A 12,609-nucleotide genomic window follows, 5' to 3' on the forward strand; every position below is an offset into this window, starting at 1 on the left:
CAGTGTTCTCTGTATTCACGTCACCGTGCCTTACGCGCGGTGGTACGGGTGGCCGGCCAGAATGGTGGCGGCCCGATAAATCTGTTCAAGAAGCATGACGCGAACCATTTGATGCGGCCAGGTCGCCGAGCCGAACGCAATGCGTAATTTAGCCTTGCGCTGCAAATCGGGCGAAAGTCCGTCCGCGCCACCGATGGCGAAAATTGTGTTGGCGATCCCTTCATCCCGCCAATCGCCGAGTTGCCGGGCGAAGGTCGCGCTATCGATGTTCCTGCCGTGCTCGTCCAGCGCCACCAGCATGGATTTTTCCGGTATCGCCGCCGAAATCGCGGCGGCCTCCTCCGATATCCGGGTCGCAGTGTCGCGCGCGCGGCTTTCGGGAATTTCATGGACCGAAAGCCCGCGAAAACCGAGCTTGCGGCCGATGTCCTCGAAGCGCTCGCGGTAGCGTTCGGCCAGCTCCTGCTCGGGGCCCTGCTTCAGCCGGCCTATTGAAACCACGACGAGGCGCATGAATGCTGTTTCTGGCGTGCACTTTCCGGCACACGCGCTTTTCGCGCGCGCTGGCAAACTACATGCGCCCTAGCCGATTCGCATCGGCCGAGGTTTCAGATCGCTGCCGCCGCCGGGTTTTGCGTCCACAACCTTTCAAGATTGTAGAATTCGCGCACCTCGGGTCTGAACACGTGCACGACCACATCGCCGGAATCGATCAGCACCCAGTCGCAATTGGGCAAGCCCTCGACATGGATGTTCTTGATGCCGGTTTCCTTCAGGGCTTTCGTGACGTTTTCCGCGATCGCGCCGACATGCCGGTTGGCCCGGCCTGACGTGACGATCATGTAGTCGGAAAAGGCGGATTTGCCGCGAAGGTCGATGGTGATCGTTTCTTCCGCCTTCATATCGTCGAGGCGGGAGAGGATCATATTCAGCGTCTTGTCGGCGTCGGGTTGCGCCTTCAAGGCTGCAGCTTGCGTCGATGTTTTACCCGTGTTCTTGGCGGACTTGCCAGAAGTCTTGCTAGTTGCCTTGGGTAAAGCAGACTTGGACTTGGACAATACAGATGTGGCCAGGGACCATTCCTTTCACTGTATCGCGAACGCCGAATCCCGACGTCCGCGGACCATATTAGGCATGTGGGGTTAATGGTTTCAATATTCCAGTGGCCCCACCCGCCGGTTCAGACCGAACTGTCACTTCTTTTTGCCTTCCAGCTCCCGTCGGAGTTCCGCAGGCCGGTCGACGACAGGTTCAGTTTCATGCCGGTAAGGAAAACCCAGGCCGGCGCCTGCTGATCCGCTAGCCGGGCAGCCTGATTCTCGGGCAACCTATACCGCGCCAGCGCCTGGGCAGAAGGCGCGGCGAGCGCCCGGAAACTCTGCGGCGGACGGTCGATCACGGCGAGCGGCACCTCGGCGGCGATGCGCCGCCAATCCTTCCAGCGATGGAACTGCGCGAGATTGTCGGCGCCCATGATCCAGACGAAGCGCGCGCCGGAAACGCGGCGGCGCAAATGAATGATCGTATCGACAGTGTACCTGGTGCCGATGACAGCTTCGAGACAACTGATATCGATGCGCGGATCGTCGGCGACGTCGCGCGCGGCACTCGCCCGGTCGCCAAGGCCGTGCAGCCGGCCGGTATCCTTGAGCGGATTGCCGGGGGTCAGCAGCCACCAAACGCGATCGAGCTTCAAGCGCTTCAGCGCAAACAGGCTGATGGCACGATGCGCCGCGTGCGGCGGATTGAATGAGCCGCCGAGCAGGCCGACGCGCATGCCATTGGTATGGAAGGGAATGGCTTGCGCGGCGGATTGCAACTTCATCGTACGGGTCACCGCGGGCGCGGGCTGGCGGTCACGGCCGCGTCTGCCCGGTGCCGCGAACGCGGTATTTGAAGCTGGTCAGTTGCTCGGCTCCAACCGGCCCGCGGGCGTGGAATTTGCCGGTGGCAATCCCGATCTCCGCGCCGAAGCCGAACTCGCCGCCGTCGGCGAACTGCGTGGAAGCATTATGCAGCACGATCGCCGAATCGACCTCCCTGAGGAATTTCTCGGCCGCCTTGGCATCCTCGGCCACGATCGCATCGGTGTGGCGTGAGCCGTGGTTTCGGATGTGCGTGATTGCCCCGTCAACGCCGTCGACGACACGCGCGGCGATGATGGCATCGAGATACTCGGTATCCCAGTCATCGTCGGACGCCGGCTTCACCCGCGCGTCGACCTTCTGCACGGCGTCGTCGCCGCGCACCTCGCAGCCGGATTCGATCAGCATCTCGATCAGCGGCTTCAGACTGGCGGCGGCGCCTGCGCGATCGACCAGCAGCGTCTCGGCGGCGCCGCAGACGCCGGTCCGGCGCATCTTGGCGTTCAACACGATCGACTTGGCCATATCGAGATTGGCAGTGCGGTCGACATAGACGTGGTTGACGCCTTCGAGATGCGCAAACACCGGCACGCGCGCTTCCGCTTCAACCCGCGCCACCAAGCTCTTGCCGCCGCGCGGCACGATGACGTCGATGCCGCCGTTCATGCCTGACAGCATCAGCCCGACCGCTGCGCGGTCGCGTGTCGGCACCAGCGTGATCGCGGCTTCCGGCAGGCCGGCCTCACGCAGGCCCTGTATCAGGGCTTCGTGAATCGCTCGGCAGGAGCGGAAGCTGTCGGAGCCGCCGCGCAGGATCACCGCATTGCCGGACTTCAGGCACAGCACGCCGGCGTCGGCGGCGACATTGGGGCGGCTCTCGAAGATCACGCCGATCACGCCGAGCGGCACGCGCACCCGCTCGATGGTCATGCCGTTCGGCCGCTGCCAGCTTTCGGTGACGGCGCCCACCGGATCGGGGATGCCGCGCACGGTCGCAACGCCATCGGCCATCGCGTCGATGCGCGCCGGCGTCAGTGTCAGGCGGTCGATGAAGGCCGAGGTCGCGCCTGCGGCGCTGACTTCCGCGACGTCCTCGGCATTGGCCGCGAGGATCTTTGCCGCGTTGGCGCGGATCGCCCGCTCGATCGCCTCCAGCGCCCGGTTCTTCTGCTCCGGCGGCGCCAGCGCCAGCATCCGCGCGGCGTCGCGCGCATGGGAGGCGAGGTCGGTCATCAAAGCGGGCAGATCGGCGTTACCGTCGATAGCCTTGAGCGGCGCGGTCATCGGAGGTCTCGGGTCTGAGTTAAGGCCATGGCCTAGCACGAAAATCCCGCTGTTGCGAGGTCCGGGACCGGCATGGCTGGCTGGCGATATCGGAAACAGGCAGCTCGGCCAGTGGCCTACTTGGCCGGAATTGCCCCGGCCGGACCCACCACCAGATCGTCGCGGTGGATCATCTCAGCGCGACCGCTGATGCCAAGGATTGCCATCACGTCCGGCGAGGAGCGGCCCTTGATCTTCTCCGCATCCTCGGCGTCGTAGGCGACGAGGCCGCGGCCTATCTCGTGGGTGTCGGGGCCGCGCACCACCACTGCGTCGCCGCGGGCGAACTGGCCCTCGATCCGGATCACGCCGGCCGGCAGCAGGCTTTTTCCCGCGCGGAGCGCTGCGACCGCGCCGGCGTCGATGGTCAGCGTGCCCTTCGGCTCCAGCGAGCCCGCGATCCAGCGTTTTCGCGCGGTGATGGGATTGGCCGGCGTCAGGAACCAGGTGCAGCGTCCGCCGTCTGATATTGCCCGCAGCGGATGCTCGATCTTGCCTGACGCGATCAGCATATGCGTACCTGATGTCGTCGCGATTTTCGCCGCCTCGATTTTGGTGAACATGCCACCGCGCGACAGTTCGGATTCGGCGGCGCCCGCCATGCCCTCGATCTCCGAGGTGACGGACTCGACGATCGGAATCAGCTTTGCGTTGGGATTGGCGCCGGGCGGCGCGTCATAGAGCCCGTCGATATCGGACAACAGAATCAGCAGATCGGCGCTCGTCATGGTGGCAACGCGCGCGGCAAGACGGTCATTGTCGCCGTAGCGGATCTCGTTGGTGGCGACCGTGTCGTTCTCGTTGATCACGGGTACTGCGCGCCACTCCAGCAGTTTTGCGATGGTCGAGCGTGCGTTCAGATAACGGCGGCGCTCCTCGGTGTCCTGCAGTGTCACCAGGATCTGCCCGGCGCCGATGCCATGAGCGCCGAGTACTTCCGACCATATCCGCGCCAGCGCGATCTGCCCGACGGCGGCAGCGCCCTGGCTTTCTTCCAGCTTCAGTGGGCCACGCGGCAATTTCAACCGGCTGCGTCCGAGCGCGATCGAGCCTGACGAGACGACGAGAACATCGCGGCCCTCGCCGTGCAGCTTGGCGATATCGGCGGCCAGCGCCGACAGCCATGCCGAACGGACTTCGCCAGCATTGGAGTCGATCAGCAGCGAGGAGCCGACCTTGACGACGATGCGGCGGAAGTTTTTGAGCGCGGGGCGTTTCATGATGCGGTCGGGTGATGCGGATGGTCGGAAGCAATACGCGCCAGTCCCCTGATTTGGAAGTGGCGCGGCCGCGGGAAGGCTAACTTTGTATCAGCCCTGCGGCGGCGGGACCGGCGCCCACGGGTCCTGACCCCCCTTGGCCTTCAGGGAAACCGGGGCCTCGCCGATAACTTCGACCAGCGCCTTCAGCGCTTCCGGCATGCCTTCGCCGGTGGCGGCGGAGAGCAACAGCGGCGTCTTCTTCGCCGCGCGCTTCAGCCGGTCTTTCTGCTTCTTCAATTCATCCGGCGCGACCGCATCGATCTTGTTGAGCGCGACGATCTCGATCTTCTCGGCGAGATGCCCTTCATAGGCTTCGAGCTCGGTCCGCACCGTCTTGTACGCCTTTCCGGCGTGCTCGCAGGTGGCATCGATCAAATGCAGCAGCACGCGGCAGCGCTCGACATGGCCCAAAAACCGATCGCCGAGGCCGGCGCCTTCATGCGCGCCTTCGATCAGGCCGGGAATGTCGGCGAGCACGAATTCGCGGCCTTGCGCGTTCACGACGCCGAGCTGCGGATGCAGCGTGGTGAAGGGGTAGTCGGCGATCTTCGGCTTGGCCGCGCTGACGACGGAAAGAAAGGTCGACTTGCCGGCATTGGGCAGGCCGACGAGGCCGGCGTCCGCGATCAGCTTCAGCCGCAGCCAGATCCAGCGCTCCTCGCCTTCCTGCCCGGGATTGGCATTGCGCGGCGCGCGATTGGTGGAGGATTTGAAATGCGCGTTGCCAAAGCCACCATTGCCGCCTTCGGCGAGCACGAATTTTTCGCCGAGTTCGGTAACGTCGTGGATCAGCGTCTCGCGGTCCTCGTCGAATATCTGCGTGCCGACCGGCACCTTGAGAACGATCGGTTTACCGTTGGCGCCATGGCGGTCCTTGCCCATGCCATTGGTGCCCTTTTGCGCCTTGAAGTGCTGCTGGTAGCGATAATCGATCAGCGTGTTCAGCCCATCGACCACCTCGACGATGACGTCGCCGCCGCGACCGCCATTGCCGCCGGAAGGCCCGCCGAACTCGATGAACTTCTCGCGGCGGAACGCCACGCAGCCGTTGCCGCCGTCGCCGGAGCGGATATAGACCTTTGCCTCGTCAAGGAATTTCATGATTTGTACTAGTTAGGGCAGAGGCCCCCGCGCGGCAACCCTCAAGGCTCGCAACATTGACGAAAAGCCTTAATTTTCGGGCCTTTTCGGAACCGGAAGCCTCCTATGAGGCCGGTCGCCGGCGAACCAGAAATTTCTGCATTCCCTCCAGCACGAGCTCCTTGCGCTGGTTGAACACGGTCGAGCGCAGCGTCACGACGCCGGTGGCGCGGCCGGGCGTGAGCTCGGTCACTTCCAGCGCGGGATAGAGCGTGTCGCCGGCATAGACCGGTTTCAGGAACTTGCTCGATTGCTCGAGGAAGCCGACCAGCGATTCCTCGACGAGATAGGGAAACAGGCCTGCACCCGGCGCGGTGTGGACCAGGGTTTGGAAGCCATGCGCGAGCAGGTCCGGCATGCCGCGGGCGCGGCAATATTCGACATCATAGTGGATCGGATGGGTGTCGCCGCTCGCGGTCTGGAACGCGGCGAACACCGCCGACGTCTGGGTCCGGCTAGGAATCACGAAGCGTTCGCCGAGCACAAAATCCTCGAACCAGCGCTGTTCGCTCACCATGCGATGCTGGACGGGGTCGAACGCGCTCATCTCGGATTTCCTGCCGTTTTGGAGCGATACCGGTACCGCAGCGATGTGGCTGCGGCAATCGATCCGTCTCAATTGGTTGTACCCGGGCAATAGCGCGAAGCGCGTCTTCGCGCTAAAGGTCCCCGGGCATCCGCGTCTCGACAACGTGGCTAGCACCAAAAGTGGATGGCCGGACGCGCTGGCCATGACGAAGAGCAACAAGCAGGAAACGTCATGAGCCTGTTCGGCAAGATCTCGACCTATGACGAGCGCTCCGCACGCCTGGCCGGCATTGGATTGATGCTGCTGTCGATCTTCATGTTCTCGTTCGGCGATGCGCTTGGGAAATACATGGTCGCGACCTATTCGGTCGGGCAGTTGCTGTGGCTGCGCGCCTGCGCGGCGCTGCTGGTGCTGTTGCCGGTGATCTGGAAGCAGCGCGCCGAGTTCTCGCGCCTCGAGCGGCCGTGGCTGCAGCTGTTGCGCGTGACGCTCTCGACGCTCGAAGTCGCGGCGTTCTTTCTCGCCACCGTCTATCTGCCCCTTGCCGACGTCATCACCTATTATCTGGCCTCGCCGATTTTCGTCACCGCGCTTTCCGGCATCGTGCTCGGCGAGCGGGTCGGCTGGCGGCGCTGGACCGCGATCCTGGTTGGATTCTGCGGTGTCCTGATTGCGCTGCGCCCGTCCACGCAAACAGTAAGCTGGCCGGCGATGATCGCGCTCGGCGGCAGCCTGTCGTTCGCGTTGCTGATGCTGATCACACGCTCGCTGCGAGAGACGCCGGATATCGTCCTGACCACGTCGCAGTTCGGCGGCACGTTCCTGCTCGGCGCGCTGATGTCGCCGATCGGCTGGGTGACGCCGAGCGTCGGCAGTCTCGGCCTGTTTGCCGCGGCGGGCGTGGTTTCGGTCGTTGCACTCTTGTGCATCAACCGGTCGCTGAAACTTGCGCCGGCCAGCGTCGTGGTGCCGTATCAGTATTCGATGATCGTGTGGGCGGTGATCTTCGGCTTCGTCGTGTGGGGTGACGTGCCGTCAATCTCGACCCTCATCGGCGCTGCCATCATCATCGGCGCGGGCATCTATATCTTCCTGCGAGAACAGAAGCTCGGGCGCGAAGAAGCGGTGGTCAATCCGCCGGCGTGAGCCTTTGCCACCTCCCCCTCCAGGGGAGGGTAAGATTCACCGCTCCCTTCGCGTCGACGATCCCCAGTTCTTCAGCGATGCCCACACGCTGCGTGTCAGGCGGAAGCGGTCGACCGGGGTCGAGCATCCCAGCGCTTCGAAGCGGTGCAACTCGACGCCGCTCCACTGGAAGCCGCATTTCTCCAGGATGTTTCGCGACGCCGGGTTGGCGACGCGGGCGCCCGAAATGAGATGTTCGGCATCGAACTCCTCGAAGAAAAAATCGATCACGGCGCGTGCGGCTTCGGTGCCGAAGCCCTGGCCCCAATGCGCCACGCCAAGCCAGTAGCCGAGTTCCGGTGCATCCGGGTCGGTGCGGTCGATGCCGACCATGCCGACCGGCGAATAGTTGTGTTCGATCAGAAACACCGTCTCGCTGTTATCGGTGGCATTCGCCCGCACGAACTCGACCGCATGGTCCTGCAGGTAGGGATGCGGCAGCCTGCGAGTGTTTTCCGCAATGCGGCGATCATTGGCGAGACGCGCAATCGCTTTTACGTCCGCGAGCGTCGGCCGGCGCAGTGTCAGCCGTTCGGTCTCGAGGACGCAGCTACTCGTCTGACGCAGCGTCGGGGTCTGGATCGGGATGTCCTGCAACATGTCGGGCTCCTGATTGCGAATATGCGCAAATTAAAAGGGGAGGCCGGTTTCCCGCCTCCCCTGGAGCCCATTTCGACTCCGCCGGTTCAACAGGATCCGGCAGACTCGAATTTTGTCCACCGTCTATTCGGCCGCCTCCGTCATCGGAACTACCGATACGAAGGTGCGGCCATTGGCTTTTGCACGGAATTCGACATGACCTTCGACTTTGGCAAAGAGAGTATGGTCGGTGCCCATGCCGACATTAAGGCCGGGATGCCAGGTGGTGCCGCGTTGACGCGCGATAATGTTGCCGGGAATCACGTGTTCGCCGCCGTACGCCTTGATGCCAAGGCGCTTGCCCGCTGAATCGCGTCCGTTTCGCGATGAACCGCCTGCTTTTTTGTGAGCCATGGCCCGTCTCCGATCTCTCGAATATTCTAGATCAATTCCTTGACGGAATCATTCACTTTTTCTCACGCTTCAACTTTCGTCGAGGCGCATTACTTCCGGTCGCTCTAGCCGTTCGCGGCGGCCTTCTTGGCCGCTACTTCCTGGCGGCCTTCGGCGCCTAGTCGTCCTTGGCAGCCGGTGCGGCGACCTTTTCCCTCTTCGGCCGCGGGCCGATCGAAGGCTTGGCGTTGTCTGTCAGGATCTCGGTGACGCGAAGCACCGTGATCTCGTCGCGATAGCCGCGCTTGCGGCGCGAATTCTTGCGGCGACGCTTCTTGAACGCGATCACCTTGGGGCCGCGCTTGTGGTCCAGCACTTCGGCCGCAACGGAAGCGCCTGCCACCGTCGGCGCGCCCAGCACCGGCGTGTCACCGCCGACCACCAGAACTTCACCAAGCTGCACGATCGTGCCGACTTCGCCGGCGATCTTGCCTATCTCGAGCACATCATCCGGAACGACGCGGTACTGCCGGCCGCCGGTTTTGATGACTGCGAACATCGTTTTTTTCCTTCGTGTTCGATCCCGGCCTCGGACGTATTCCCGAAAGGGCTGTCCGGGTCGGCTTTTTGGTCAGTCGTTATGGGTACGATTTTCGCGCGGCCGGGGAGCAACCCGGTAAGATTTCGCGCAAAAACAAGCGGCGCGAGAAATCCCGCGCCGGATGCGGGGACTTATAGCCGCAGAACGCCGTGAGTCAAGGCAAAAGGGCCGGAAAACCCGCCGAAAAGGAGCCATTTTGGCCGAAAAGGCGAATAGCGAGTAGCGAATAGGTAGTCGGAGGCCACAATTGCCGTCCCATTCGCTATTCGCCATTCGCCCTCTCTTGAAACCAATGGGTTCCCTGCCCGTTGTCGCCAGCGAGATCCGGCAGGGCGAGGGCCATGGCAGAAGACATCACCACTACGGGGATTGCCCACCATGGGGCCACCCGCCTGCCGTCGGTCGAAGTCGACAGTTTCAATGTCGAGCTGAAGGACGACGAGGGCTTTCTTGGCGACCGCGCCAGCAAGGGGGCTTTCCGCAAAATCCTGGATGGCTTGCGCAAGCCGCTCAGGAAGAACGGCGACGATCCCCTGGGCAAGAAGTCCGCCGGCGAGATTCCCAAGGGCGATCTCGACGAGGCGCTGGTCGGCGCCGATGTCGGCGCCGCCGCGCTGGTGCATAGCGCTATCGAGGAATTCGCCCAGGAACTGGCCTATGTGACGCGGCGGTTCCTCAAGACCAAAGCGTGGGCCGATACCGAGCGCATCGTGGTGGGCGGTGGCTTCAGGCAGAGCCGGGTCGGCGAGCTCGCGATCGCCCGCACCGACATCATCCTCAAGGCGGAGGGCTTTGAGGTCGATGTGATGCCGATCCGCTTTCATCCCGATGACGCCGGCTTGATCGGCACCCTGCATCTGGCGCCGTCGTGGATATTCGAGGGCCATGACAGCATCCTCGGCGTCGATATTGGCGGCACCAATATTCGCTGCGGCGTGGTCGAGACGCGCTGGAAAAAAGCGCCCGATCTTTCCAAGGCCGACGTATGGAAGTCCGAGTTGTGGCGGCACGCCGATGATGAGCCGACGCGCGAAGGCGCGGTCAAGCGGCTGGTCAAGATGCTGAAGGACCTGATCGCGGCCACAGAGGCCGAAGGCCTGAAGCTTGCGCCCTTCATCGGCATCGCCTGTCCCGGCGTGATCGACGAGGACGGCTCGATCGAGAAGGGCGCGCAGAACCTGCCCGGCAATTGGGAGAGCAGCACGTTCAACCTGCCGGAAAGCCTGGTGGAAGCGATCCCACAGATCGGCGATCACGACACCGCCGTGGTGATGCACAATGACGGCGTGGTGCAGGGCCTTTCCGAAGTTCCCTTCATGCAGGATGTCGAGCACTGGGGCGTCTTGACCATCGGCACCGGCCTCGGCAATGCGCGCTTCACCAACCGGCGCAAGGACAATGGCAAGGACGAGAAGAAGGCCAAGAAGGGCCGGGATTAGTAGCTTTTGCGCGGGTAGTAAGGTTGACTGGTTAGGTTAAAACCGGGTTCGCGTTGCCGTTTCGCACCGCCTTGCTACCGTCATTTCGTCGCTCCGGCTGACCGGCGAAGCCGCACTTCCCGGCCAGGATTTCAAAGCAGCGGCACGGGACCGCCAGTTTTTTGTCGCGTCTGGCGGTCCCACCTCTTTTCCAACAGCCGCCCGGGGCCGCTTTTGGCGAATTTCTCCGCCGCGCGCCTTGTCTGCCCCGGCTTCCTCGCCTAGAACACGGCCCGACCGCAGGGCCGAATCCGGCCCGCCTTGGCGCCTGGAGAGGTGGCAGAGTGGTTGAATGCACCGCACTCGAAATGCGGCATAGGTGCAAGCCTATCGGGGGTTCGAATCCCTCCCTCTCCGCCAGTTCAGCAGATGTCCAGCCCGGACACATAGGTAACAAGATCGTACCTGAGACATGGGTGACAACCTCGCGTCGAACGGGTTGTCGAGCGGGTCCAAGGTTTTCTGCTCCAGGTCGAAGTATCCGAGATCATAAGTGCATGAAGCTGACGAGCCAAATGCCGCCATCGCGACCGATGCGTCAGTGTCGCGCGGCATGTTCATTGCCCGTCTATCTCGATAATCCTCAAGCCGTTAAGGCTCCTCGTGCGAGGATTGACGTCTCGTCAGGCTCGGCGCCGTCGCGAAAGACTTTCACCGGGCGCGCAAATCGATTTCGGAAAGCGTTGGCATCTCGCGAAGTTGAAGCGCAGCTTCCAGATGAACGTCTCCGTGGAGCATTCCGAGAAACTGGCGGGCGCCGGCTTCGCAATCCGCGAGATCGATTTCGCCGTCCTGTCTCGCTTTCGAGAGAATTGTTGTAAGGACTGCGATGGCCGGCGTAGGGCCATGTTGCGCGTAGGCCCGCGTCGCATCGGGGTAGCGGTCCGCTTCGAGGATGGCTGTGTAACAGACCTCCAGCAACGACGGTGTCATCATCGTTTCGAGAAGATTGCGTCCAATGATGATGAGCAGTTCCCTTAGTGGCAAAGAAAGCTGGTCGGCGCTGACACTCAGTGCGTTGGATGAGTAATGGCTGACGACTTTGGTGAACTGGCCGACGAGACGTTGCTGCACGCTCTCGCGCCGAGTTGATCTTTCGCGGAGTAGCTGCCGGTAGAGACCGTGCGGCGTCCATGTCCAACTCGGTCGGCCCAGCAAGAACGCCGAGAGAACCGCGCAGTTAGACCAACCGCGAAGCTGGCTCGCTTTGCCCGGGACCGCTTCGCGGACGCGAAGAATATCACCCGTCGCACCCCACCGGAGAAATATGACGGCATCAGCCGGCGGCAGGATGGTCACCATCATTCGCGTCCACCACGGCTCCACAAGCAGCCAGGTCCCCGTGCTTATGGGTCGCATGGCATAAGACATGCTTATGTCTGTGATGGACGAAGCGATGCCACCATTGCCGTCGAAGGCCGGGCACGAAACAGACGATCCAGTCGGCGGGGTCGACTGTCACCAGGGATCCATTCTCGTCGATGCTGTTCGCCAGGTCCGCCGGGACGTCGCCGATGACCTTCAGTCTTGAAGGTTTCTCTCTCGGGCCAGACCGTCTTAACCGGGCAATATCATTGGCTGCGCTCATCGCTTCATGCTCCTCGTTCTCGCGCATCCACGAATGAAACTTTCGATCCTGGCTCTGACGCGGTCGGCGGCTGCGCCCTTTTGGCGCATTGCAGGACTCAGCATCAGCGCCTGGCAGAGCGGTTCCCTCAGTAGTCCCAGCAATTGCTCGGCGTATAGCTGAGCGTCCGATACCGACAGGATCCCCCGCTCATTTGCTGCGGACAGAAACTCGCGCAGCTTGAGTGTGACAATCGCTTGCCCCGCCTCGTGCACCCGCTTCTTGAGCGCAGGATTGCGTGCACCCTCGGTCATCATCATTCGAATGAACCCGACCAGGGTGGTCGAATATTCCTTCCAGGCAACGCGTCCGAACGCGATGAGTGTTTCGCGTGCATCGTCCACGGTGCCGGGGCGCGCTCTCCTCACCAATGGCTGCGACATGAGGGAGGCTTTGTGTTCGGCGATCGCGACGATGAGATCGTCGACGCTCTCGAATGCCGATAGAACTTCTTTCTTCGAGTATCCGCTTCGATCCAAGATACTATCGAAGTCAGCGGGCGCGCCGCTCGGATTGGCGAGAGCCTCGCTGAACGCCAGCACGATCTCGGCGCGAGGGTCTGGCCTTGATACGACATTGTCTTGTCGGGAAGGTTTCGGCGCGGGATGTGTCATGTATGGCTCCTCG

The 12,609-nt window shown here is 62.8% G+C and carries 15 protein-coding genes and 1 tRNA gene; 3 read left to right on the forward strand and 13 right to left on the reverse strand.

Going from position 1 to position 12,609, the window contains the following annotated elements:
• Positions 1 to 30: 30 nt before the first annotated feature.
• From rlmH to CQ13_RS08935, 7 genes are all read right to left on the reverse strand, one after another.
• Positions 31 to 513, reverse strand: a complete 483-nt coding sequence (gene rlmH / locus CQ13_RS08905) for a 23S rRNA (pseudouridine(1915)-N(3))-methyltransferase RlmH (protein WP_057842614.1) — start codon at positions 511 to 513, stop codon at positions 31 to 33.
• A 95-nt stretch (positions 514 to 608) separates the two neighbouring features.
• Positions 609 to 962: a ribosome silencing factor gene (gene rsfS, locus CQ13_RS08910; RefSeq protein WP_057842615.1), complete on the reverse strand. Its 354-nt coding sequence runs from the start codon at positions 960 to 962 to the stop codon at positions 609 to 611.
• A 218-nt stretch (positions 963 to 1,180) separates the two neighbouring features.
• Positions 1,181 to 1,825, reverse strand: a complete 645-nt coding sequence (locus tag CQ13_RS08915; RefSeq protein ID WP_057842616.1) for a nicotinate-nucleotide adenylyltransferase — start codon at positions 1,823 to 1,825, stop codon at positions 1,181 to 1,183.
• A 31-nt stretch (positions 1,826 to 1,856) separates the two neighbouring features.
• Positions 1,857 to 3,149 carry a glutamate-5-semialdehyde dehydrogenase gene (locus CQ13_RS08920; RefSeq protein WP_057842617.1) on the reverse strand — a complete coding sequence of 431 codons (1,293 nt, stop codon included), beginning with the start codon at positions 3,147 to 3,149 and terminating at the stop codon, positions 1,857 to 1,859.
• Positions 3,150 to 3,265: 116 nt separating this feature from the next.
• Positions 3,266 to 4,408 carry a glutamate 5-kinase gene (proB, locus tag CQ13_RS08925; protein WP_057842618.1) on the reverse strand — a complete coding sequence of 381 codons (1,143 nt, stop codon included), beginning with the start codon at positions 4,406 to 4,408 and terminating at the stop codon, positions 3,266 to 3,268.
• A gap of 90 nt (positions 4,409 to 4,498) precedes the next feature.
• Entirely contained in the window at positions 4,499 to 5,551 is a 1,053-nt protein-coding gene (gene obgE / locus CQ13_RS08930) for a GTPase ObgE (RefSeq protein WP_057842619.1), read from the reverse strand.
• A 103-nt stretch (positions 5,552 to 5,654) separates the two neighbouring features.
• On the reverse strand, positions 5,655 to 6,137 hold the full coding sequence (locus tag CQ13_RS08935; protein WP_057842620.1) for a MaoC family dehydratase: 483 nt from the start codon (positions 6,135 to 6,137) through the stop codon (positions 5,655 to 5,657).
• Between the two features lie 213 nt (positions 6,138 to 6,350).
• On the opposite strand from CQ13_RS08935, the gene CQ13_RS08945 reads away from it, so the two are divergent.
• Positions 6,351 to 7,265: a DMT family transporter gene (locus CQ13_RS08945; RefSeq protein WP_057842622.1), complete on the forward strand. Its 915-nt coding sequence runs from the start codon at positions 6,351 to 6,353 to the stop codon at positions 7,263 to 7,265.
• Between the two features lie 36 nt (positions 7,266 to 7,301).
• On the opposite strand, the gene CQ13_RS08950 is transcribed toward CQ13_RS08945, so the two are convergent.
• The 3 genes from CQ13_RS08950 to rplU all read right to left on the reverse strand — a co-directional run bounded on the left by CQ13_RS08950 (position 7,302) and on the right by rplU (position 8,835).
• The gene (locus CQ13_RS08950) at positions 7,302 to 7,904 is read right to left on the reverse strand and encodes a GNAT family N-acetyltransferase (RefSeq protein ID WP_057842623.1); all 603 of its coding nucleotides are present in this window, start codon (positions 7,902 to 7,904) and stop codon (positions 7,302 to 7,304) included.
• Between the two features lie 123 nt (positions 7,905 to 8,027).
• On the reverse strand, positions 8,028 to 8,297 hold the full coding sequence (gene rpmA, locus CQ13_RS08955) for a 50S ribosomal protein L27 (protein ID WP_028348532.1): 270 nt from the start codon (positions 8,295 to 8,297) through the stop codon (positions 8,028 to 8,030).
• A gap of 157 nt (positions 8,298 to 8,454) precedes the next feature.
• The gene (rplU, locus tag CQ13_RS08960; RefSeq protein WP_028348533.1) at positions 8,455 to 8,835 is read right to left on the reverse strand and encodes a 50S ribosomal protein L21; all 381 of its coding nucleotides are present in this window, start codon (positions 8,833 to 8,835) and stop codon (positions 8,455 to 8,457) included.
• A 383-nt stretch (positions 8,836 to 9,218) separates the two neighbouring features.
• Here rplU and CQ13_RS08965 point away from each other — a divergent pair, with 383 nt between their 5' ends.
• On the forward strand, positions 9,219 to 10,316 hold the full coding sequence (locus tag CQ13_RS08965) for an ROK family protein (RefSeq protein ID WP_057842624.1): 1,098 nt from the start codon (positions 9,219 to 9,221) through the stop codon (positions 10,314 to 10,316).
• Between the two features lie 309 nt (positions 10,317 to 10,625).
• Positions 10,626 to 10,715: transfer RNA gene (locus CQ13_RS08970), tRNA-Ser, on the forward strand.
• Positions 10,716 to 11,006: 291 nt separating this feature from the next.
• Here the strand turns inward: CQ13_RS08970 and CQ13_RS08975 are convergent.
• From CQ13_RS08975 to CQ13_RS46750, 3 genes are read right to left on the reverse strand one after another with little or no spacing between them, the layout of a single operon-like run.
• Positions 11,007 to 11,660, reverse strand: coding sequence for a TetR/AcrR family transcriptional regulator C-terminal domain-containing protein (locus CQ13_RS08975; RefSeq protein WP_156433589.1), 654 nt, complete (start codon positions 11,658 to 11,660; stop codon positions 11,007 to 11,009).
• Positions 11,632 to 11,943 (reverse strand): hypothetical protein, encoded by a 312-nt coding sequence (locus CQ13_RS42705; protein WP_197427288.1) that lies wholly within the window; start codon positions 11,941 to 11,943, stop codon positions 11,632 to 11,634. The genes CQ13_RS08975 and CQ13_RS42705 overlap by 29 nt, the downstream gene beginning before the upstream one ends.
• On the reverse strand, positions 11,940 to 12,596 hold the full coding sequence (locus tag CQ13_RS46750) for a TetR/AcrR family transcriptional regulator C-terminal domain-containing protein (RefSeq protein WP_347337022.1): 657 nt from the start codon (positions 12,594 to 12,596) through the stop codon (positions 11,940 to 11,942). The genes CQ13_RS42705 and CQ13_RS46750 overlap by 4 nt, the downstream gene beginning before the upstream one ends.
• Between the last annotated feature and the right edge of the window lie 13 nt (positions 12,597 to 12,609).

It is taken from the genome of Bradyrhizobium retamae (genome assembly GCF_001440415.1).
In the GTDB taxonomy this organism is placed as follows: domain Bacteria; phylum Pseudomonadota; class Alphaproteobacteria; order Rhizobiales; family Xanthobacteraceae; genus Bradyrhizobium; species Bradyrhizobium retamae.